Consider the following 17,871-nt stretch of genomic DNA (forward strand, 5'->3'; position numbering starts at 1 on the left):
GGGCGATGGCGCGGGATCGTTCCGGCCGCCATCGCCTGGTCGAGGCACCGAACCCGGCGGCGCTGGCACGGCGGCTGGACGAGTTGGGGGCGCGGTGCGCGGGACGCCCCCGTCCGGTCGTACGGGCAGTCCGTCGTTCGACGTCGGCTGTCTGCGAGCGGCCCTCGGACGGGAACACCGGCCCGTATCAGGGCGGTCGAGGCTGGCTGCGGTGCCTGGCTAGGCTGCGGGGGCGGTGGGGGTGATCTTTGTGGGGACGGGCTCGGTGCGGGTGGGGGCGTCCGGGGGCGGGGCGTTCACTCGGCTGGTGGCGGGGGAGTGGGAGACCGTTCGGCGGTTCGCGGTGCCGGCGTGGACGGTCGAGCGGGCCACCGGGCGGCGGCTGGCCGGGGACTGGCGCGGGGCGTGCGCGGCGGCGGGGGTCGGGGTCGCGTTCGAGCCGGACGGGGTGCGGGACGAGTACGGCGCGGACGTGGCGGAGGCGCTGGCGGACGATCTGCGGCATCTGGCGCCCGATCTGCTGCGCTGGCACATCGCGAACGAGGACGCGGCGGCGTTCGCGCTGAGCGGGTACCGGGTCGATCGGCCGGGGAATCCGCGGGTGTCGTCGTCCGGGACGGGAGGGCCCGCGGTCCCGATGCTCCATCTGGAGCGCGCGCGGAGGGGCGCGGTCGAGCGGATGTGCCTGCGGTTCGGGCGGGCGGGGTGGCGGAAGTGGATGCTGCCGCGGCATCTCTGGGACGTCCGGTGGGCGGGCGAGCTGCTGGTCCGCGGTGGCGGGCGGGAGCGGGCGCCGTTCTTCGAGGCGGACGGGACGCCGCGGGAGCGGCCCGGGGCCGGGCCGGAGGCGGATCCGGTGGCGCGGGCCGAGCGGATCTCGCTCCTGCACGAGCGCGGCGAGGTGGCGGCGGCGTTCGCGGCGGCCGGGATCGAGCTGCGACTCGCCGAGTCGGACGAGGTCGGCGCGGAGCGGCAGCTCGAGCTCCTCCGCCTGATGCCGATCGCGCCGCACCGGATCGAGGCGGAGCTGCGGCGGCTGGTGGCGGAGGGGACGGAGGGGGAGGAGCGCCGGTTCGTGCTCGCTCACACGCTCTCCCGGTACGGGCGCCCCTACGGCCCGCTCGGCATCGCGCGGCTGGTCGTCGAGGTGCCGGGGCAGGGGACCGGGCTGCGCGCCGAGTTCGTCCCGGCGGGCCGTGACCCCAAGGACGTGCGGGGGCTTCCCGACGTGTTCTGGCAGCGGCCTCCGGATCTGGATCTGGTCAGGGCGGGACGGCTCGGGATCGGGGAGCTGCATCCACTGGTGAGCGCGGCCCTGTTCCCGGGATGGGACGGCGAGCGTGCGGCGGCGGGCGTCGCGGCGCCCGGGGTGGCGCGGGTGCGGTGCCGGGGGGAGTGGCATGAGGTGTCGATCCGGAACGGGCACCTGCGCGTCCACTCGCATTCCGAGGAGGAGCGGCGCCGCGAGAGTGCCTTGAAAGCGCTCGGGGGGCAGGCCGCCGGGTGCTTCGCCGTGCGGGAGACGTGGGACGGCAGGGGGTTCCTGCCGCGGGCTCTCAGAGAGCAGCGGCGGGAGCTGTTCCGGAGGGTGTCCTACGGCGACACCGAGGGCGTTCTCAAAATGCTCGACGCCGGGCACGATCCGCACACGCGGGACGGGAACGGGCACTCGCTGCTGCACTGCCTGGGATCGGTGCGCCACGAGGAGCTGCTCCCCCGATTGCTGGCGGCGGGCGTTGATCTGGAGGCGCGGGACGCTATGGGGCGCACGCCGCTGCTGGTGGCGGCGTGGTCCGCGCCCGCCGCGACCGTACGGGCGCTCCTGGCGGCCGGGGCGCGGCCGGCCGCGCTCTCCCGGGTGCTGGGCTGGGTGCGCTCGATCGCCGAACAGCGCGGTGACCTGGACTTCCTGGTGAAGCTCGTGGAAGGCGCGGACGGCTAGGAGAAGGGGGCGGCCATCTCGTCGAGGGTCTCGTCGACGATGGCGCGCAGGGGGCGCCCCGGCTGCTGGTCGGTCCACATCAGGGAGCCGATCCGCAGCGCGGTCAGGAACGCGGCCGCCATCGCGCGGGCCCGCACACTCGTCTCGGGCAGGCCGTCGCGCGCGGCGATGGCGGCGGCGAGGCGGCGCTCGAACGCGGCGAAGTGGGCGAGCTGCCGGCCCAGCACGGACGGGTGCCGCTTGGCGAGCCGGGCCTTGACGGCCAGCTGCGGGTCGGGGTCGTCCTTGCCGTCGTAGAGGACGTGGAGCACGTGGCGGAGGGTGGTCCACGCGGATCCGCCGGGCGGGCTCGCCTCGAACGCCGCCAGCAGTTCCTCCAGGCGCTGCTCGTCGCCGTACAGGAGGGCGTCCTCCTTGCCGGCGAAGTAGTTGGAGAACGTCCGCCGGGAGACGCCGGCGGCGTCGGCGATCTCCTCGACCGTGACGTCGTCCAGGCCGCGTTCGACGGTGAGCCGTACCGCGGCCTCGTGCAGCGCCGTGCGCGTCGCCTCCTTCTTGCGTTCGCGCAGGCCGCCAGGGGTGCTCATGAGGCCAACCTATCGGTGGGGCAATGATTCCCAGTGGGCAAACTTTCCCACTGGGAATAATATGCGACCGCCCGGCCTTGTACCCGTGTCACCTCGCTCACTCCCTTCTCGCTCCCCCAAGGAGGCCCTACTTGAGCGTGCAGTCCAAACCCATGACGCAGCGGCAGACACTGGAGGCCCTGAGCGGTCTGCTGCTGGTGCTGTTCGTCGCGATGCTGAGCGGCACCGTGGTGTCCACCGCGCTGCCGCAGATCATCGGCGCGCTCAAGGGCAGCCAGTCGCAGTACACCTGGGTCGTCACCGCGACGCTGCTGGTCTCCACCGCCAGCACCCCGATCTGGGGCAAGCTGGCCGACCTGTACGACAAGAAGAAGCTGCTCCAGCTGTCCATCGTGATCTTCACGGCGGCCTCGCTGTTCTCCGGCTTCGCGCAGAACACCGCGCAGCTGATCGCCGCCCGCGCGTTCCAGGGCCTCGGCATGGGCGCGCTGCAGATCCTGGTCCAGATCGTGATGGCCAGCATGATCAGCCCGCGCGACCGGGGCCGCTACTACGGCATCCTCGGCGCCGTCATGGCGGTGGCCACCGTCGGCGGCCCGCTGCTCGGCGGCCTGATCGTCGACACCGCGTGGCTCGGCTGGCGCTGGTGCTTCTTCATCGGCGTGCCGTTCTCGGTCGTCGCGTTCGCCCTGCTGCAGAAGACGCTGAAGCTGGCGCACGTCCGCCGGGACGAAGTCAAGATCGACTACCTGGGCGCGGTGCTCATCGCGGGCGGCGTCAGCGTGCTGCTGCTCTGGATCACCTTCGTCGGCGAGTCGTTCGACTGGCTGTCCTGGCAGACCGCGGCGATGGCCGGCGGCGGGCTCGCGGTGCTGGCCGTGGCCGTGCTGGTCGAGGCCAAGGTCGCCGAGCCGGTCGTCCCGCTGGACATCATCGCCCGCCGCAACACCGCGCTGGCGATCGTGGCCAGCCTCGCGGTCGGCATGGCGATGTTCGGCGGCGCCGTGTTCCTCGGCCAGTACTTCCAGATCGGCCGCGGCTACAGCCCGACGAAGGCCGGCCTGCTCACCATCCCGATGATGGCCGGCGTGCTGGTCTCGTCCACGATCATCGGCCGGCTCACCACCAAGACCGCCAAGGTCAAGCCGTACATCGTGTTCGGGACGCTCGTGCTGACCGCGGGCTTCGCGGTGCTGGCGTTCATCGGCGGCGACACCCCGATCTGGTACCTGTCGCTGGGCATGCTGCTGGTCGGCGTCGGGGTCGGCGCCTCGATGCAGAACCTCGTCCTGGTCGTCCAGAACTCCGTCCCGCTGCGCGAGGTCGGCGCGGCCAGCGGCGCCGTCACGTTCTTCCGCTCCCTGGGCGGGACGATCGGCGTCTCGGTGCTCGGCGCCGTGCTGGCCAACCACGTCGCCTCGAACATCGCGGACGGGCTGGCGAAGATGGGCGTCAAGGGCGGCGGGGGCGCCGGCGGCGACCTCGACATCGCCGCCCTGCCCGGCCCGATCCAGGAGATCGTGCGCGGCGCCTACGGCGACGCCACCGGGCACATCTTCCTGCTCTCGGCCGCCATCGCGGTCGTCGGCATCATCGCGGCGGCGGCGCTCAAGCCGGTCACCCTGCGGGACGCCCTCGACCTGCCCGCCGAGACCGAGGAGAAGCCCGCGGCCGGCGTCCCGGCGGACGAGGTCACAGCCGCCGGGCGCTGATGGAGGACATGAGGGCCGGCCACACGGACTTCGCCTCGCGGGTCCAGGCCGGCCAGTTGTGCCGCCCGTCCTTGTAGATGCTGGCGGTGTACGGGACCCCGAGCCGGTCCAGGGTCTTCTGGAACTCGATGTTGTTGGCGCCGATGGCGATCTCGCTCAGCAGGCCGATGTCCCACGGCGCCACGTTCGGGTCCCCGGGGCCCGGCTTCCCGGTCGTCCCCGACGAGAAGAACAGCTTGGTGCCGCGCAGCTTCTCGGCCTGCGTGGCCGGGTCGTACGACTTCCAGTTGGCGTCGTCGACCCACGGGATGCCCCAGATCGCGAACGGATCCTGGCCGTTCCCGGCGTTGGTGAACATCAGCAGCGCCGGGATCCCGGGCGAGCGCATCGACAGCAGCCCGCTCAGCGACGCCACGTGCTTGAACATCCCCTTGTGGCGGGCGGCGTACGAGAAGGCGCCCTGCGCGCCCGACGAGTTGCCGATCGCGGCCCGCAGCGCCCCCGCGTGGTAGTTGCGCTCCATCAGCTGGCGGACCTCGGTGGTGTGGAACGTCTCCCACTTGGGCGTGCCGCCCTTGCCGTAGTTGAACCAGTCGGCGTAGGAGCCGTTCGACGCCTCCGGCATGACGACGATGACGTTGTACTGGGCAGCCCACGCCTCGATGTCGGTGTTGCGCGTCCAGGACGTGTAGTCGTCCTGGCCGCCGTGGTACGCGTACAGGACCGGCCACGTCGTGGTCGCGCCCGCGCTCCAGTTCGCCGGGAGCAGCACGCGCGTCTTGACCGACTTGCCGAGCGACGGCGAGTCGATGGTGACGTCCACCTGGCGCGCGCTCAGCTTCGTCGTCTTGGTGATGCGTGCCCCGGTGTCGGCCGCCTTGAGCGCGTACGTACGGGCCTGCGCCGTTCCGGTCGCCGTGGCGCCCAGCGAGGCGACCATGACCGCGGCGAGCGCCCCGGCGCGCAGCGAACGCCGCCGCGGCGGTGCCCCGCCGTTCCTCGCACGGCGGCTCATCTGGCGTGCCTGACGGGACATGCGTTCACCTCGCTGCGATGGACGGCCGGGTCCGGACGCGGGGACGTCGATGCAGTCTCCTGCACGCCGGCGGAGTGGATCTATGGCCCAGCGTGATAAGCCCGCTCGCCGCGACTGAGCGACATTGAGCGAGATTGAGCGAGATTGAGCGACATTGGGCGAGATCGAGTGCGCCCGCCGCCGTCAACACCCGCGGCGCCCCTACGGCGAAGTTGTCAGAACGGTAATAACGGCGCGCCCGAATACCTGCCCTGGCGAAGGAGTACGGGCGGTGCGCCCGCGCCTACGGTCATGTCCCGAACGGAGCCCCAGGAGTCCGCCTGCCCGCGAGGAGGCCGATGTGCCATGGCCGTGCTGTGGATGGACCGCGCGGAGTGCGTCGGAAGCTGGGAGCTCTTCTTCCCCGACCATGCCGATCCCGGCCCCGCCAAGCGGATCTGCGCGGGCTGCGGCGTCCGCGACCAGTGCCTCGGGCACGCGCTGGTGGCCGGCGAACCGTACGGCATCTGGGGCGGGCTGACCCCCGGCGAGCGGCGCGGCCGGGCCCGCCGCCGTCCCCCCGAACCCCGAGAGGGCGGCACATGAGCACAGTCGGCACGGCACAGCGGGCGCGGGCGGTAGGCCGGGTGGCGGCGATGATGGCGCGCAGCGGGCTGCTGCGGCCGGGCCCGCCGCACCGGGTGGTGCGGCAGCTGAACGCGCTGCGCCGCTGGGGCACCCTGCTCGGCGGCACGTTCACGTCGGCGGCCGTACGCGACCCCGGCCGGATCGCGGTCGTCGACGACGACGGCGAGCTGACGTACGCCGAGATGGACGCCCGCACCGACCGGCTCGCCGCCGCCCTCGCGGCCCTCGGCGAGGCGTCGTCCCGCGTCGCCGTCCTGTGCCGCAACCACCGGGGCATGCTGGAGACGCTCGTCGCGTGCAGCAAGCGCGGCGCCGACCTCGTCCTGCTCAACACCGGGATGAGCACGGCGCAGCTGCTCGCCGTACTGGAGGACCAGCAGGCGGAGGTGCTGGTCGCCGACCCGGAGTTCGCCGACCTCCTGGACGCCGTGCCGGACAGGGTGCGCGTGTTCACGGCGCACGGCCCCGGCCGCGGCCTGGACGAACTGATCGGCGCGGCGCCCGCCGGCGCGATCGCGCCGCCCCCGCGGCCCGGCCGTACGATCATGCTCAGCTCCGGGACGACCGGCCCGCCCAAGGGCGCCGACCGGCACTCCCGCCCCGGCATGACGCCGCTGGCGTCGATCCTGTCGCGGATCCCGTACCGGGTGCACGAGCGGATGCTCATCGAGGCGCCGCTGTTCCACACCTGGGGGTACGCGATGCTCCAGACGGCGATCTCGCTGCGCGCGACGGTCGTCCTGCGGCGCCGCTTCGACCCCGAGTCCACGCTGCGGACGGCCGCGTCCACCGGCGCGACGGCGCTGGTCGCGGTCCCGGTGATGCTCCAGCGGATCCTGGAGCTCCCGCCGGAGGCGCGGGCCGCGCACGACACCTCGGCGCTGCGGATCACGGCCGTCAGCGGGTCGGCGCTGCCGGGCGAGCTGGCGACCGCGTACATGGACGCGTTCGGCGACGTCCTCTACAACCTGTACGGCTCGACCGAGGCCAGCTGGGTCACCATCGCCACCCCCGCCGACCTGCGGGCCAGCCCCGGGACGGCGGGCACGCCGCCGCCCGGGACGCGGGTCGCGATCCTGGACGAGCGCGGCGAGCCGGTGCCGCCCGGCGCCACGGGCCGCATCTTCGCCGCCAACGAGCTGCTGTTCGCGGGCTACACCGGCGGCGGCACCAAGGAGATGCGGGACGGCCTGATGAGCCTCGGCGATCTCGGCGCGCTGGACGAGCACGGCCGGCTGACGGTGCGCGGCCGGGACGACGACATGATCGTCTCCGGTGGCGAGAACGTGTTCCCGAGCGCGGTCGAGGAGGTGCTGGCCCGGCTGCCGCAGGTGCGCGAGGTCGCGGTGGTCGGGGCGCCCGACGAGGACTTCGGGCAGCGGCTGGTCGCGTACGTCGTGCCGCGGCCCGGGGCGGCGCTCGACGCGGACGCGGTGCGCGAGCACGTGCGCGCCCGGCTCGCCCGCTTCGCGGTGCCGCGGGACGTGCACTTCGTCCGCGAGCTGCCGCGCAACGCCACCGGCAAGGTGGTGCGCGGCTCGCTCGCCCCCGAAGGGCAGGGGGACCCCGCCTGACCCGTCACGGCGGCCCGTGCCCCGGCGGCGCCGCGCCGGGGCGGTCCACGACGAACCACAGCCGGGTCTCGCCGCAGGACCGCTCCAGCGCCCACTCCGCCGCCAGCGAGTCGATCACGTTCAGCCCGCGGCCGTGGTCGATGCCGCGCCGGGCGGGATCGCACCGCGCGGCGGGACCGCCGTCGCGGACCTCGACCCGCACCCGGCGGCCGTCCGTCACCACCGTGACGCTGATCGGCCCCGAGCCGTGCAGCAGCGCGTTGGCGATGGCCTCGGAGGTCATCAGCTCGATGTCGTCCAGGACGTCGCCGTCGCCGACGACCTTGGCGGCGCGCTCCCTGACGGCGCGGCGAGCCGCACGCCCTTCCATGCGGTCGCCGGTCAGCAGCAGCTGATCGCCGAGCCGTTCCATGGCGGCCGTCATGACGGCGCGTCCATGTCCGCACGTGTCTTGCCCAACGTCACAGGATCACCACTCTGAGAGATCGGAAGCGCGCACCGTCATCATTCATGTACAGGGAGTGATGAGGCAACGCATCGTGCAACTGATCTTTTGGGAAGCGAGTAGCCGGTACCGCCGGTGCGGGCTCCCGTGGCGGGTGACGGGGCATGGCTCCGGTGGCGGAAACCACGGTACCCGTGGCCTGCCGTCCAGGCGGTGTGGAACGGTAAACATCCGAGATCCGTTCGCTCACCGGCCGCTGTCCGCGCGATGAGCGGATCCGGACCGGTGGAGGATCCTCAACCCCCGGCCGCCGCCCGCTCCCAGAGCGCCAGGAGCGCGGGCGGCCAGAACCGCCCCGGCAGGATCATCGTGCTCTCGGTGTCCGGGTGGACGATCAGCGGGAACGTCCCGGCGGCCAGGAAGCGCCCCGGCACGTGCCGCCGCCCGACCAGCACGGTCGTCGCGTACACCGGAAGGCTCCCGACCAGCGGCCGCGGCACCGGCGCCCGCGACGGCCGCGCGGCCGTGCCGGAGCCGTTCAGCAGCCGCGCGAACTCCCGCAGCCCCGGATCGGCCGGCTCCGGCGGCCGCTTGAGCGCGAACAGCCGCGACGCGACCTCCTGCAGCTCCTCGGGCATCTCGTCGAACGCCGGGTCCGGACTGTAGATCACCAGCGCCGCCCGGTCCCCGCGCCCCGGCCGGAACAGCGAGGCGTCCGCCTGCACGACGCACCCCCACACGACCCGCCCCGAGGCGAGCAGCATCTCCTGGCTGCGCAGGATCTCGTGCAGCGGATCGTCCCGGGCGGCCCGCAACCAGAGCGGAGCCCCCAGCCGCCGAACGTCCCGCCGCCCGAAAGCACGCGGCGCGACCCCGAACCGCTCCCGGCAGAGCTCCATGATCTCCAGCCCGACCCGCCCCATGATCGGGACTCTAGCTTCCTGCATTGCCCTTGGCGTCGGGCGCTGGGCGCCCTCCTTCGGCGGGCACTGCGGCGATCGCTGCATCGTCTCGACTCGCCCAGGGGCTCGCTCGACGATCAGATGCTCGCTCGCGCTCGCATCTGCCTTCGGACGCGATCGCAACGCTTGAGGTTCGCACCACCTCAGCAGGCCGGCCGATGTGGTCTTGATTGCCAAGGGCTATGCAATGAACAAGTGCGCTAGTTCGATTCGGGAGCGGATTCCGAGGCGGGCGAAGATGTTGCGGAGGTGGCCGTCGACGGTTCTCGGGCTGATGACGAGCTGGGCGGCGATCTCGCGGTTGGTGGCGCCGCCGGCGACGAGGCGGGCGATCTGGAGTTGCTGGGCGGTGAGTTCGGCGAGCGGGCCGGACTCCTCGGGGCGGCCGGGGTCGTCCAGGGTCTCGCCGGCGGCGCGGAGTTCGGCGCGGGCGCGGGCGGCCCAGGTGGCGGCGCCGGAGCGCTGGAAGATCTGCGCGGCGTTGCGGAGGTGGGGACGGGCGTCGCGGGGGCGGCGGCCGCGGCGGAGGCGGTGGCCGTACAGGAGGGCGGTGCGGGCCATCTCCAGCGGGGAGTCGCCGTCCTCGTGCCGGCGCAGCGCGGCCTCGAAGTGCTCGGCGGCGGCCTCGTCGTCCTCGGCGAGCAGCGCGCGGCAGCGTTCGGCGAGGGCGGGGCGGCCGGGGCCGCGGGCCAGGCTCGCCCAGCGTTCGAAGGCCGCGAACGCGCGCCGCGCGTCGTCGGGGCGCCCGGCGCGTACGGCGGCTTCGACGAAGTGGGGGATGGCCAGGAGGCGCAGCATCGGGTGGCCGCTGGCGGAGCCGACGGGGTGGCGCAGCCGCGCGGCGGCGTCGGCGGGGCGGTCGTCGGCGAGGTCGAGGCAGGCCATCGCCCAGGTCTCGAGGGAGGTGGCGCGGACCAGCTCGCGCTGCCCGCCCTCTTCGGCGAGGCCGTCCAGGTGGCCGAGCGCGGTGTCCCGGTCGCCGCGGAACGCGGCCAGCAGCGCCAGCAGGGCGCGCTGCTCGATCACCTGGTTGCGCTGCCCGGCGGCGCGCGCCAGCCGCAGCCCTTCGCGGGCGGTGGACTCGGCGGCGGGGTAGCGGCCGAGGAGGACCTCGCAGTGGGCGAGGACGCCGAGCGCGCGGGGCTCCATGACGGCGCCCTCCCGGTCGCGGGTGCCGGCGACGGCGCGGGCGGCCAGGTCGCGGGCGCGCCGGTCGTCGCCGAGCACCATCGCGGCGGTGGCGGCCCAGGACTTGACCGAGCCGTCGGCGACCTCGTCGGCGAGTTCCAGGACGCGGCGCAGCCGCCGGTACGCCTCGTCGGGTTCGCGGAGCGCGGCCGCGCGCATTCCCGCGAAGTAGCAGTGGACGAACTCCACGATCGGCGACGCGGACGGCGAGGACCGCTCGGCGAGCGCGATCGCCCGCTGGACGAGGTCGCGGTGGCAGTGCCGGTCGCCGGTGGTGTCGGCGGCGGCGGACGCCTGGAGCAGCGCGGTGAGGGCCTGCGGCGGGTCGACGTCCGCGAGGTGGCCGGCGGCCTCCTGGAGGATCCACAGCGCCATCACGGGCAGCCCGTCGACCATCTCGATCTCGCCCTGGAGCAGCGCGGCGCGGCCGAGCCTGCCCGGGTCGGACGTGCAGGGGCGGACCTGCCGCAGCATCGCGCGGGCGCGCCGCATCCGGCCCGCCTTCCAGGACGCCGAGGCGGCGGCGATGTACCGGTCGGCGCGCGTCTCGGGGTCGGCGGTGAGTTCGGCGGACCGCTGCCACGACCGGGCGGCCTCGGCGTGCCGGCTGACGCTCTGGAGGGACTCCGCCGACTCCGCGAGGTCGGCGGCGAGCGCCTCGTCCGGCCCGTCGGCGAGCGCGGCGCGGTGCCAGCAGCGGCGCGGCGCGTGCCAGCCGCGGTCCAGGACGCGGGCGAGCAGCTCGTGCACGGCGCGCCGCTCGGCCGGTGACGCGTCGGCGTACAGGCTCGACCGCGCCGGCGGGGCGGGCATCTCCAGCCGGTCCCCGTCGATCCGGATCAGCCCGGAGGCGCGGGCCCATTCCAGCTCGCGCAGATCGATGCCGTCCTCGGACGCGGCGCGGGCGAGGGTGCCGACGTCCAGCCGGTCGTCGGCGGCGGCCAGCAGCACCAGCCGGCGCGCCCCGGACGTCAGCCGCAGGTAGCGGCGGCGGTAGTGGGCGCGCAGGACGCTGCGGGCGGGCAGCGCGCGCGGCGGCGGCGCGTTCCCGGCCAGCTGGTCGGGGGTGAACGCGGCGGCGAACTCGGCGAGCGCCAGCGGGTTGCCGCCGGCCAGCTCCACCACCTCGGTGGCCAGCTCCTCGTCGACGTTGCCGCGGGCCAGGCTCTCCAGCACGCGGACGGCGTCCGCCTCGTCCAGCGGCCCGAGCGCGAGCCGCGGGAGGTCGGCCAGGCAGCCGCGGACGGCGGACGCCGGATGCCCCTTGCGGGTGGCGAACAGCATCGCGACCGGGACGTCCGGGATCCGCCGCGCCGCGAACGCCAGCGCCTCCAGCGACACCCGGTCCAGCCGGTGCGCGTCGTCGATCCAGCACAGGACGGGACGTTCCGCGGCGGCCTCCGACAGCAGCGAGCAGACCGCCGCGTACAAGGCGAACGGCGCCGTCTCGGTGCCGCCGCCGGTGACGGGCGCGAGCGCCGCCGCGTGGTGGCGCGGCAGCCGTTCGATCACGTTCGCGAGCGGGCGCAGGAGGCGGTGCAGCCCCGCGTACGGGACGGAGCCCTCCTGCCGGACGCCGCGCACCCGCAGGACGCGGAAGCCCTCGCCCGACCGTCCGGCGGCGGCCGCCAGCAGGGCGCTCTTGCCCATGCCGAGGCCGCCGACGACGGCGAGCGCGCCGCCGCGGCCGGTGCGGGCGGCGTCGAGGACTTCGGCCAGTACGGCCAGCTCGCGGTCCCGGCCGTACAGGACGGCCGGGGCGGCACCGCCGGGGGGAGCCTCGGAAAGGCCGGCGGTGCCGAGCGCGGGCACGGGGCGGGTCAGAGCCGTCGGAATGGTCGGAACGCCGGTAACCACGTCACACTCTCCGTTCGCGTCGAGCGGGCGCACGAACCCCCGGGTCTCCCCGGGGCCCCCGAGTGATGGGATGGATGCCGAGCCGGTGGCCCCGCCGTATCACAGGCGGAGGCCGCCGTCGAGGTAGATGGTCTGGCCGGTGATGAACGACGCCTGGTCGCTGGCGAGGAACGCGATGGCCGCGGCGACGTCCTCGGGACGCCCCACGCGCTGCAGCGGCGTCCCCTCGGCGACCCGTTCCTGGAGGTGCTCGTGGGGGACGCCGAGCCGGCGCGCCGAACGGGCGGTCAGCTCGGTGGCGATGAAGCCCGGCGCGACGGCGTTGACGTTGATGCCGAACGGGCCGAGCTCGATCGCCAGGCTCCGGGTCAGGCCCTGCACGCCGGCGCTGGCCGCCGCGTAGTTGGCCTGTCCCCGGTTGCCCAGCGCGGTGGCGGCGGACAGGTTGACGATCTTGCCGTAGCGCTGCTCGGACATGTGCCGCTGGACGGCCCGCGCGGTGAGGAACATGCCGCGCAGGTGCACGGCCATGACGTCCTCCCAGTCGCTCTCCGTCATCTTCTGCAGCAGGTTGTCCCGGGTGATCCCGGCGTTGTTGACCAGGATCTCCAGCGCGCCGAACTCGTCCACCACCGCGGCCACCGCCTTGCCGACCTGGCCCGCGTCGGTGACGTCGGCCGTCACCGGGACGGCGCGGCCGCCCCGGCTCTCGACGAGGGCGGCCGTCGCGGCGCAGCCGCCCTCGTCGAGATCCAGCACGGCGACCGACGCCCCGTCGGCGGCCAGCCGCAGCGCGGCCGCCGCGCCGATCCCCCGGGCGGCGCCGGTCACCAGGGCCGTGAGGCCGTTGAGCCAGGTCATCGGGTCAGCCGCCGGCCGGGGCGGAGTATCCCTTGACCAGCTCGGACTCCTTGGCCTCCTCCACCAGCTTGGTGCCGCCGACCGAGCCCTTGTCGGGCTTGACGACGTAGCTGGCCCGGGCGGCGGGCTTGGTCCACTGGCTGAAGTCCATCGGCGCGCCGCCGAAGCCCAGCTCGAACGCCTTGCTGGAGCGGTGCGCGTTCACGATGCCGTCCCGGCTCAGGTCCTTGTCCGCGCAGGCCTTCTTGAGCGCCTCGCCGACGATGGCGGCGGTGGTGTAGCCGGAGTAGACCGAGGAGTCGAGCGGCTGGCCCTTGTACGCCATCTGGTACTCGCCCGCGAGCTTCTTCATCGCCGGGGTGTCGGCGCTGAACGGCGGCGCGGCCGTGATGACGTAGTAGTCCTTCTGCAGCGCCGGGGCGACCGGCGTGGCGAGCAGCTGCTGGGCGTACGCGGAGTTGCTCGCCGCGAACGGCACGTCCAGCTTGGCGGCCGCGGCCACGCCGACCAGGGAGGCGGCCTGCTTGGGGCTGACGCTGACCAGGATCGCCTTGACGCCGGCCTTCTTGAACGCGCCGACCTGCGCGGTCATGTCGGCGTCGGTGGCCTTGACCTGCTGCTCGACGAGGCTGAGCCCGAGCTTGCCGGCGGCGAACTTGGCGCCCGCGAGCGCGCTCTGGCCGTAGTCGCCCTCCAGGAACAGGTGGCCGACCTTGTCGCCCTTCTTCAGCCCCTGGGTCCGGGTCAGGTAGTCGACGCCGTTGAGGATGTCGATGTCGTAGGTGGTGCCGGACAGCTGGATGTACTTGCTGCCGAGCAGGGTGTGCGACCACGCCTGCGGGATGGTCAGCATGTGGTCGTTCTCCAGCCGCTGCTTCAGCGCCATCGTCACCGGCGAGCCGATGACCTGCGGGATCGCGGCCGAGCGCGGGCCGACCTCGCTGTAGGCGGCCAGCGCCTTCTGGACGTCGTAGCCGTGGTCGCGGACGACCAGCTCGACCTTGCGGCCGCAGACGCCGCCGGCCGCGTTCAGCTGGTCGTAGTAGAGCTTCTGGGCCTGGGTGACGCCCTTGCCGAGCGCGGCGTACGGCCCGGTCATGTCGGTCAGCGCGGCCACGGTGATCTTGTCCTTGGTGACGCCGGGGCCGGTCTTCACGCCGCCGGAGTCGCCGCCGCCGGTGGACTTGCCGCTGCAGCCGGCGGCGCCGGCGGCGACGGTCAGGGACAGGGCCGCGGCGGCGACGGCGGTGACCCGCCGCCGGTACATCGGTGCGTTCATGCCTTTTGCTCCTCAGGTTCCTGAACGATGGCGGGGCTCTTGGGGCCGCCGCGCCCGGGCGCGGCGGCGGAACGGCGGGTACGGGCACGGTGGGAGCGGTGGAACAGGCCGAGCAGGCCGCGGGGCAGGAACAGCAGTACGGCGACGAACACGGCGCCGTACACCAGCCGGGCCGCCTCGGCGGGCGCCAGGCCGGACGCGGCGCCCGGCTCGGCGACCATCGGCAGGCTGCCGCCGTAGCGGGTCAGCAGCGGGGGCAGGATGGAGACGAACACCGCGCCGAGCACGGCGCCGCCGACCGACCCCAGCCCGCCGATGACGATCATCGCGAGGTAGTCCAGCGCGAGCGCGAGCCCGAAGTAGTCGGGCACGGTGCGCTGGAAGACCAGGGCGAGCAGCACCCCGGCCAGCCCCGCGTACATGGACGACAGCACGAACGCGCCGGCCCGGTAGCGGCCGACCGGCACGCCCAGCGCGCCGGCCGCGATCTCGTGGTCGCGGAGGGTGTTGAGCGCGCGGCCGGGCCGCGAGCGCAGCACGCCGCGGGCGAACCAGGCGGCCGCGACGAGCACCGCCAGGCCCAGGTACCAGAGCTTCTCCAGGCCGCCGAACGGGATGCCGAGGATCAGCAGCTGCTCGGGCGTGTCGGTGAACCGGAGGCCGAACAGCTCCAGCGGCGGCACCGTCCGCCCGTTCACGCCGCCGGTGACCGGCTCGGCGCGGAACAGCACGTGCTGGCCGATGAAGACCAGCGCGAGCGTGGCGACGCCGAGCGAGGCGCCCTTGAGCCGCCCGGCCAGCGGCGCGCACAGCCCGCCGGCGATCCCGGCGACCGCGACGGCGACCAGCGCGGCGAGCGCGGTGGGCAGGCCCATGCCGGTCAGGTGGTGGCCGGACACCGTCTCGGGCTCGGCGGCCAGCCAGACGTAGGAGTACGCGCCGATCGCGAGGAAGAACGCGTGCCCGATCGACAGCTGCCCGGCCGCGCCGGTCAGCACGTTCAGGCCGATCGCGCCGACGGCGGCCGACATCGCGAACAGCCCGGCCTGGAGCCAGAACGAGCCCGCGTAGAACGGCAGGACGAGCAGCCCGGCGAGACCGGCGCCGAGCAGCACGGCGGGCGGCCGGACGCGGCCGAGTCCCCGCTTGCCGGAGACCTGGGTGCTAGACACGGGCGGCCTCCCGCGTTCCGAACAGCCCCGCCGGCCGGGCCAGCAGCACCACGGTCATCAGCAGGTACGGGGCGACCTCGGCGAAGCCGCCGCCGAGGATGGCGAAGTCGTTCTGGTAGCCGACCACCGCCGACTCGGTGATCCCGATCAGCAGCCCGCCGACCAGGGCGCCGGTGGTGGAGTCGACCCCGCCGATGACGGCGGCGGGCAGCGCCTTCAGCGCGGCGAACGACGTCGTGCGGTCCAGCCCCGGCGTCGGGAACACGCACAGGAACAGCGCGGCGAGGGCGGCGAACGCCCCGGCCACCGCCCACGCGCCCGCCGAGACCCGGCCGAGCCGCACGCCCATCAGCGCCGCGGTCTCGCGCCGCTCGGCGGTGGCGCGCATCGCCACGCCCCACGAGGTGTACTTGAACGCCAGCAGGAACGCGGTGATCGCGATGACGGCGACGAGGATCGCCGCGATGCGGGTCTGCGCGATCGTGACGCCGCCGATCTCCACCACCCGGCTGCCCCACGGGTCGCCGAGCGGCATCACCTTGGTGCCGATCCGGCGGGTCAGCTCGACGGTGAGGATGATGTCGACGCCGATCGTGACGATGCTGAGCGTGGAGTGCCCGCCCGCCGCGCTCGCCTTGAGCCGGCGGAGGACGAGCACCTCCACGAGCGCGGCCAGCACGGCGGTGGTGGCGATCCCGGCCAGCACCGCGGCCGGGAAGCCGATGTCGTCGTGCACCTCGGCGATCACGTAGCCGCCGGCCAGCAGCAGCGACGGGTGCGCGAAGTTGATGACCTCGGTGGCCTTGAAGATGATCACGAAGCCGAGCGCGATGAGCGCGTAGACCGCCCCGCTGGACAGCCCGTTCACCAGGACCTCTGCGAACGCGGTCATGTGCTGGTCCTCCCTTCGTCGATGTCGGCCGCGGCCGGGGTGGGCTGGTCGTCGGCGCTCGTGCCGAGGTAGGCGCGGATCACCTCGGGGTCGCGCTGGATCGCGGCGGGCGGGCCGGTGGCGATGCGCTTGCCGAAGTCGAGGACGGTGACCTCGTCGGCCAGCCGCGCGACCATGTCCATGTCGTGCTCGACCAGCAGGATCGACAGCCCGAGGCCGGTCCTGACCTGGCGGAGCAGCGCGGCCATCTGGCGCCGCTCGCCGCCGTTCATCCCGGCGACGGGCTCGTCCAGGAGCAGCAGCCGGGGCTCCAGGCACAGCGCGCGGGCCAGCTCGACCCGCTTCTGCACGCCGTACGGGAGCAGGCCCGCCGGGGTGGCCAGGTACGCCTCGATCCCGACGAACTCGGCGATCTCCCGGACCCGCTCGCGGTGCCGGCGCTCCTCGCGGCGCCCGGCGGGCAGCCGCAGGCCGGCCGACACGAAGCCGGTGCGGGTGAGCCGGTGCCGGCCGAGCATGAGGTTGTCGGCGGTGCTGAGCCGCGGGGACAGCGCGATGTTCTGGAACGTGCGGGCGACGCCGAGGGCGGCGATCTTGTGCGGGCTGAGCGCGGTCAGCTCGGCGTCACCGAGCCGGACGCTGCCCGTTGTGGCCCGGTACACGCCCGACAGCACGTTGAAGCAGGTGGACTTGCCCGCCCCGTTGGGACCGATCAACGCGTGCAGGCTGCCGGGCGCGACGGTGAAGTCCACCGAGTCGAGCGCGGTCAGCCCCGCGAACCGGACGGTGAGCCCGTTCACGGCGAGCTCCGGGACGGGCGGCGCGGCGGCCTCGCCGGCGCCCTGCCCGTTGGACCGGGGATCCGACTGTACGACGTCGTTCATCCGGACCACCTCGCGAGGGTGCGCGACGGTCCGGCCGCCGCGATCTCCTCCTCGGTGGCCTCCTGCGAGACGCCCAGGTAGCGGTCCCTGATCTCGGCGGACGCGGCCAGCTCGGCGGCCGGGCCCTCCAGCGCGATCGCGCCGACCTCCAGCACGTAGGCGTACGAGGCCAGCTGGAGCGCGAGCGTCGCGTTCTGCTCGATGAGCAGTACCGCGATGCCCTCGCCGTTGATCGCGCGGATCGTCTCGGCGATCCGGCCGATCATGATGGGGGCGAGGCCGAGCGACGGCTCGTCCAGGAGCAGCAGGCGCGGCTCGGCCATCAGCGCGCGGCCGATCGCGAGCATCTGCTGCTCGCCGCCGGACAGCAGCCCGGCGCGCTGCTTCTCGCGCTCGGCCAGTACGGGGAACAGCCGCAGCACCCGCTCGCGGGCGGCGGCCACGGACTTGCGGTCGCGGGCGCCGAGCGCGCCCGCGCGCAGGTTGTCGGCGACCGACATCCGGGCGAAGACCTCGCGGCCCTCGGGGACCTGGACGACGCCCTGCCGGACGATCTGGTCCGCGCGGCGGCCGTGCAGGGCCGTGCCGCCCGCGGTGACCGCGCCGGAGCGCACCGTCCCGCCGTGGTAGGGGAGCACGCCGGAGACGGCGCGCAGCAGCGTGGACTTGCCGGCCCCGTTGCTGCCGAGGACGGCGGCGAAGCCGGCCTCGGGCACCGTGAGGGAGACCTCGCGCAGGGCCCGCACCGGGCCGTAGTCGACCGTCAGATCGGTCACGGTCAGTGCCGGGGGGCTCATGCGAGAGCCCTTCCGCGCCCGCGTCGCTGAACGCGCACCTTTTGCCTCCTTTGGCC

15 protein-coding genes are annotated in these 17,871 nt (G+C 74.2%); 4 read left to right on the forward strand and 11 right to left on the reverse strand.

Going from position 1 to position 17,871, the window contains the following annotated elements; genetic code table 11:
* Window positions 1-250 precede the first annotated feature (250 nt).
* The gene (locus AB0881_RS05720; protein ID WP_366614524.1) at window positions 251-1,942 is read left to right on the forward strand and encodes an ankyrin repeat domain-containing protein; all 1,692 of its coding nucleotides are present in this window, start codon (window positions 251-253) and stop codon (window positions 1,940-1,942) included.
* Here the strand turns inward: AB0881_RS05720 and AB0881_RS05725 are convergent.
* Window positions 1,939-2,529 carry a TetR/AcrR family transcriptional regulator gene (locus tag AB0881_RS05725; RefSeq protein ID WP_366614526.1) on the reverse strand — a complete coding sequence of 197 codons (591 nt, stop codon included), beginning with the start codon at window positions 2,527-2,529 and terminating at the stop codon, window positions 1,939-1,941. The two genes, AB0881_RS05720 and AB0881_RS05725, sit on opposite strands and share 4 nt — an antisense overlap.
* A 152-nt stretch (window positions 2,530-2,681) precedes the next feature.
* Between AB0881_RS05725 and AB0881_RS05730 the strand changes: the two genes are divergently transcribed.
* Window positions 2,682-4,241 (forward strand): MDR family MFS transporter, encoded by a 1,560-nt coding sequence (locus AB0881_RS05730; protein WP_366614689.1) that lies wholly within the window; start codon window positions 2,682-2,684, stop codon window positions 4,239-4,241.
* On the opposite strand, the gene AB0881_RS05735 is transcribed toward AB0881_RS05730, so the two are convergent.
* A complete protein-coding gene (locus AB0881_RS05735) occupies window positions 4,222-5,277 on the reverse strand; it encodes an alpha/beta hydrolase-fold protein (protein ID WP_366614528.1) in 1,056 nt (351 codons plus the stop codon). The two genes, AB0881_RS05730 and AB0881_RS05735, sit on opposite strands and share 20 nt — an antisense overlap.
* Before the next feature lie 345 nt (window positions 5,278-5,622).
* Between AB0881_RS05735 and AB0881_RS05740 the strand changes: the two genes are divergently transcribed.
* Window positions 5,623-5,862 carry a WhiB family transcriptional regulator gene (locus AB0881_RS05740; RefSeq protein ID WP_366614530.1) on the forward strand — a complete coding sequence of 80 codons (240 nt, stop codon included), beginning with the start codon at window positions 5,623-5,625 and terminating at the stop codon, window positions 5,860-5,862.
* Entirely contained in the window at window positions 5,859-7,478 is a 1,620-nt protein-coding gene (locus tag AB0881_RS05745; RefSeq protein WP_366614532.1) for an AMP-binding protein, read from the forward strand. Before AB0881_RS05740 ends, AB0881_RS05745 begins: the two co-directional genes overlap by 4 nt.
* Window positions 7,479-7,482: 4 nt before the next feature.
* Here the strand turns inward: AB0881_RS05745 and AB0881_RS05750 are convergent, their stop codons facing one another.
* From AB0881_RS05750 to AB0881_RS05790, 9 genes are all read right to left on the reverse strand, one after another.
* Entirely contained in the window at window positions 7,483-7,902 is a 420-nt protein-coding gene (locus AB0881_RS05750) for an ATP-binding protein (protein WP_366614533.1), read from the reverse strand.
* 317 nt (window positions 7,903-8,219) lie between these two features.
* Window positions 8,220-8,846 carry a hypothetical protein gene (locus tag AB0881_RS05755; protein ID WP_366614534.1) on the reverse strand — a complete coding sequence of 209 codons (627 nt, stop codon included), beginning with the start codon at window positions 8,844-8,846 and terminating at the stop codon, window positions 8,220-8,222.
* A gap of 219 nt (window positions 8,847-9,065) precedes the next feature.
* Window positions 9,066-11,885, reverse strand: a complete 2,820-nt coding sequence (locus AB0881_RS05760; RefSeq protein ID WP_366614535.1) for a LuxR family transcriptional regulator — start codon at window positions 11,883-11,885, stop codon at window positions 9,066-9,068.
* A gap of 144 nt (window positions 11,886-12,029) precedes the next feature.
* Window positions 12,030-12,791 (reverse strand): glucose 1-dehydrogenase, encoded by a 762-nt coding sequence (locus tag AB0881_RS05765; protein ID WP_366614537.1) that lies wholly within the window; start codon window positions 12,789-12,791, stop codon window positions 12,030-12,032.
* Window positions 12,792-12,795: 4 nt separating this feature from the next.
* Window positions 12,796-14,070 carry an ABC transporter substrate-binding protein gene (locus AB0881_RS05770; RefSeq protein ID WP_366614539.1) on the reverse strand — a complete coding sequence of 425 codons (1,275 nt, stop codon included), beginning with the start codon at window positions 14,068-14,070 and terminating at the stop codon, window positions 12,796-12,798.
* Entirely contained in the window at window positions 14,067-15,242 is a 1,176-nt protein-coding gene (locus AB0881_RS05775) for a branched-chain amino acid ABC transporter permease (RefSeq protein WP_366614541.1), read from the reverse strand. Before AB0881_RS05775 ends, AB0881_RS05770 begins: the two co-directional genes overlap by 4 nt.
* Window positions 15,235-16,134, reverse strand: a complete 900-nt coding sequence (locus AB0881_RS05780) for a branched-chain amino acid ABC transporter permease (RefSeq protein ID WP_366614543.1) — start codon at window positions 16,132-16,134, stop codon at window positions 15,235-15,237. The genes AB0881_RS05775 and AB0881_RS05780 overlap by 8 nt, the downstream gene beginning before the upstream one ends.
* Window positions 16,131-17,018, reverse strand: coding sequence for an ABC transporter ATP-binding protein (locus tag AB0881_RS05785; RefSeq protein WP_366614545.1), 888 nt, complete (start codon window positions 17,016-17,018; stop codon window positions 16,131-16,133). Before AB0881_RS05785 ends, AB0881_RS05780 begins: the two co-directional genes overlap by 4 nt.
* Entirely contained in the window at window positions 17,015-17,815 is an 801-nt protein-coding gene (locus AB0881_RS05790; RefSeq protein WP_366614547.1) for an ABC transporter ATP-binding protein, read from the reverse strand. Before AB0881_RS05790 ends, AB0881_RS05785 begins: the two co-directional genes overlap by 4 nt.
* Window positions 17,816-17,871: the final 56 nt, after the last annotated feature.

Origin of the sequence: Spirillospora sp. NPDC029432 (genome assembly GCF_040703975.1) — a bacterium.
Lineage (GTDB): Bacteria > Actinomycetota > Actinomycetes > Streptosporangiales > Streptosporangiaceae > Spirillospora.

Coding starts and splice junctions, on each gene's coding strand:
- AB0881_RS05780 (WP_366614543.1), bottom strand. CDS start 16,134: ATGACCGCGTTCGCAGAGGTCCTGGTGAACGGGCTGTCCAGCGGGGCG.
- AB0881_RS05745 (WP_366614532.1), top strand. CDS start 5,859: ATGAGCACAGTCGGCACGGCACAGCGGGCGCGGGCGGTAGGCCGGGTG.
- AB0881_RS05730 (WP_366614689.1), top strand. CDS start 2,682: ATGACGCAGCGGCAGACACTGGAGGCCCTGAGCGGTCTGCTGCTGGTG.
- AB0881_RS05785 (WP_366614545.1), bottom strand. CDS start 17,018: ATGAACGACGTCGTACAGTCGGATCCCCGGTCCAACGGGCAGGGCGCC.
- AB0881_RS05755 (WP_366614534.1), bottom strand. CDS start 8,846: ATGGGGCGGGTCGGGCTGGAGATCATGGAGCTCTGCCGGGAGCGGTTC.
- AB0881_RS05770 (WP_366614539.1), bottom strand. CDS start 14,070: ATGAACGCACCGATGTACCGGCGGCGGGTCACCGCCGTCGCCGCCGCG.
- AB0881_RS05765 (WP_366614537.1), bottom strand. CDS start 12,791: ATGACCTGGCTCAACGGCCTCACGGCCCTGGTGACCGGCGCCGCCCGG.
- AB0881_RS05750 (WP_366614533.1), bottom strand. CDS start 7,902: ATGACGGCCGCCATGGAACGGCTCGGCGATCAGCTGCTGCTGACCGGC.
- AB0881_RS05725 (WP_366614526.1), bottom strand. CDS start 2,529: ATGAGCACCCCTGGCGGCCTGCGCGAACGCAAGAAGGAGGCGACGCGC.
- AB0881_RS05790 (WP_366614547.1), bottom strand. CDS start 17,815: ATGAGCCCCCCGGCACTGACCGTGACCGATCTGACGGTCGACTACGGC.
- AB0881_RS05740 (WP_366614530.1), top strand. CDS start 5,623: ATGGCCGTGCTGTGGATGGACCGCGCGGAGTGCGTCGGAAGCTGGGAG.
- AB0881_RS05735 (WP_366614528.1), bottom strand. CDS start 5,277: ATGTCCCGTCAGGCACGCCAGATGAGCCGCCGTGCGAGGAACGGCGGG.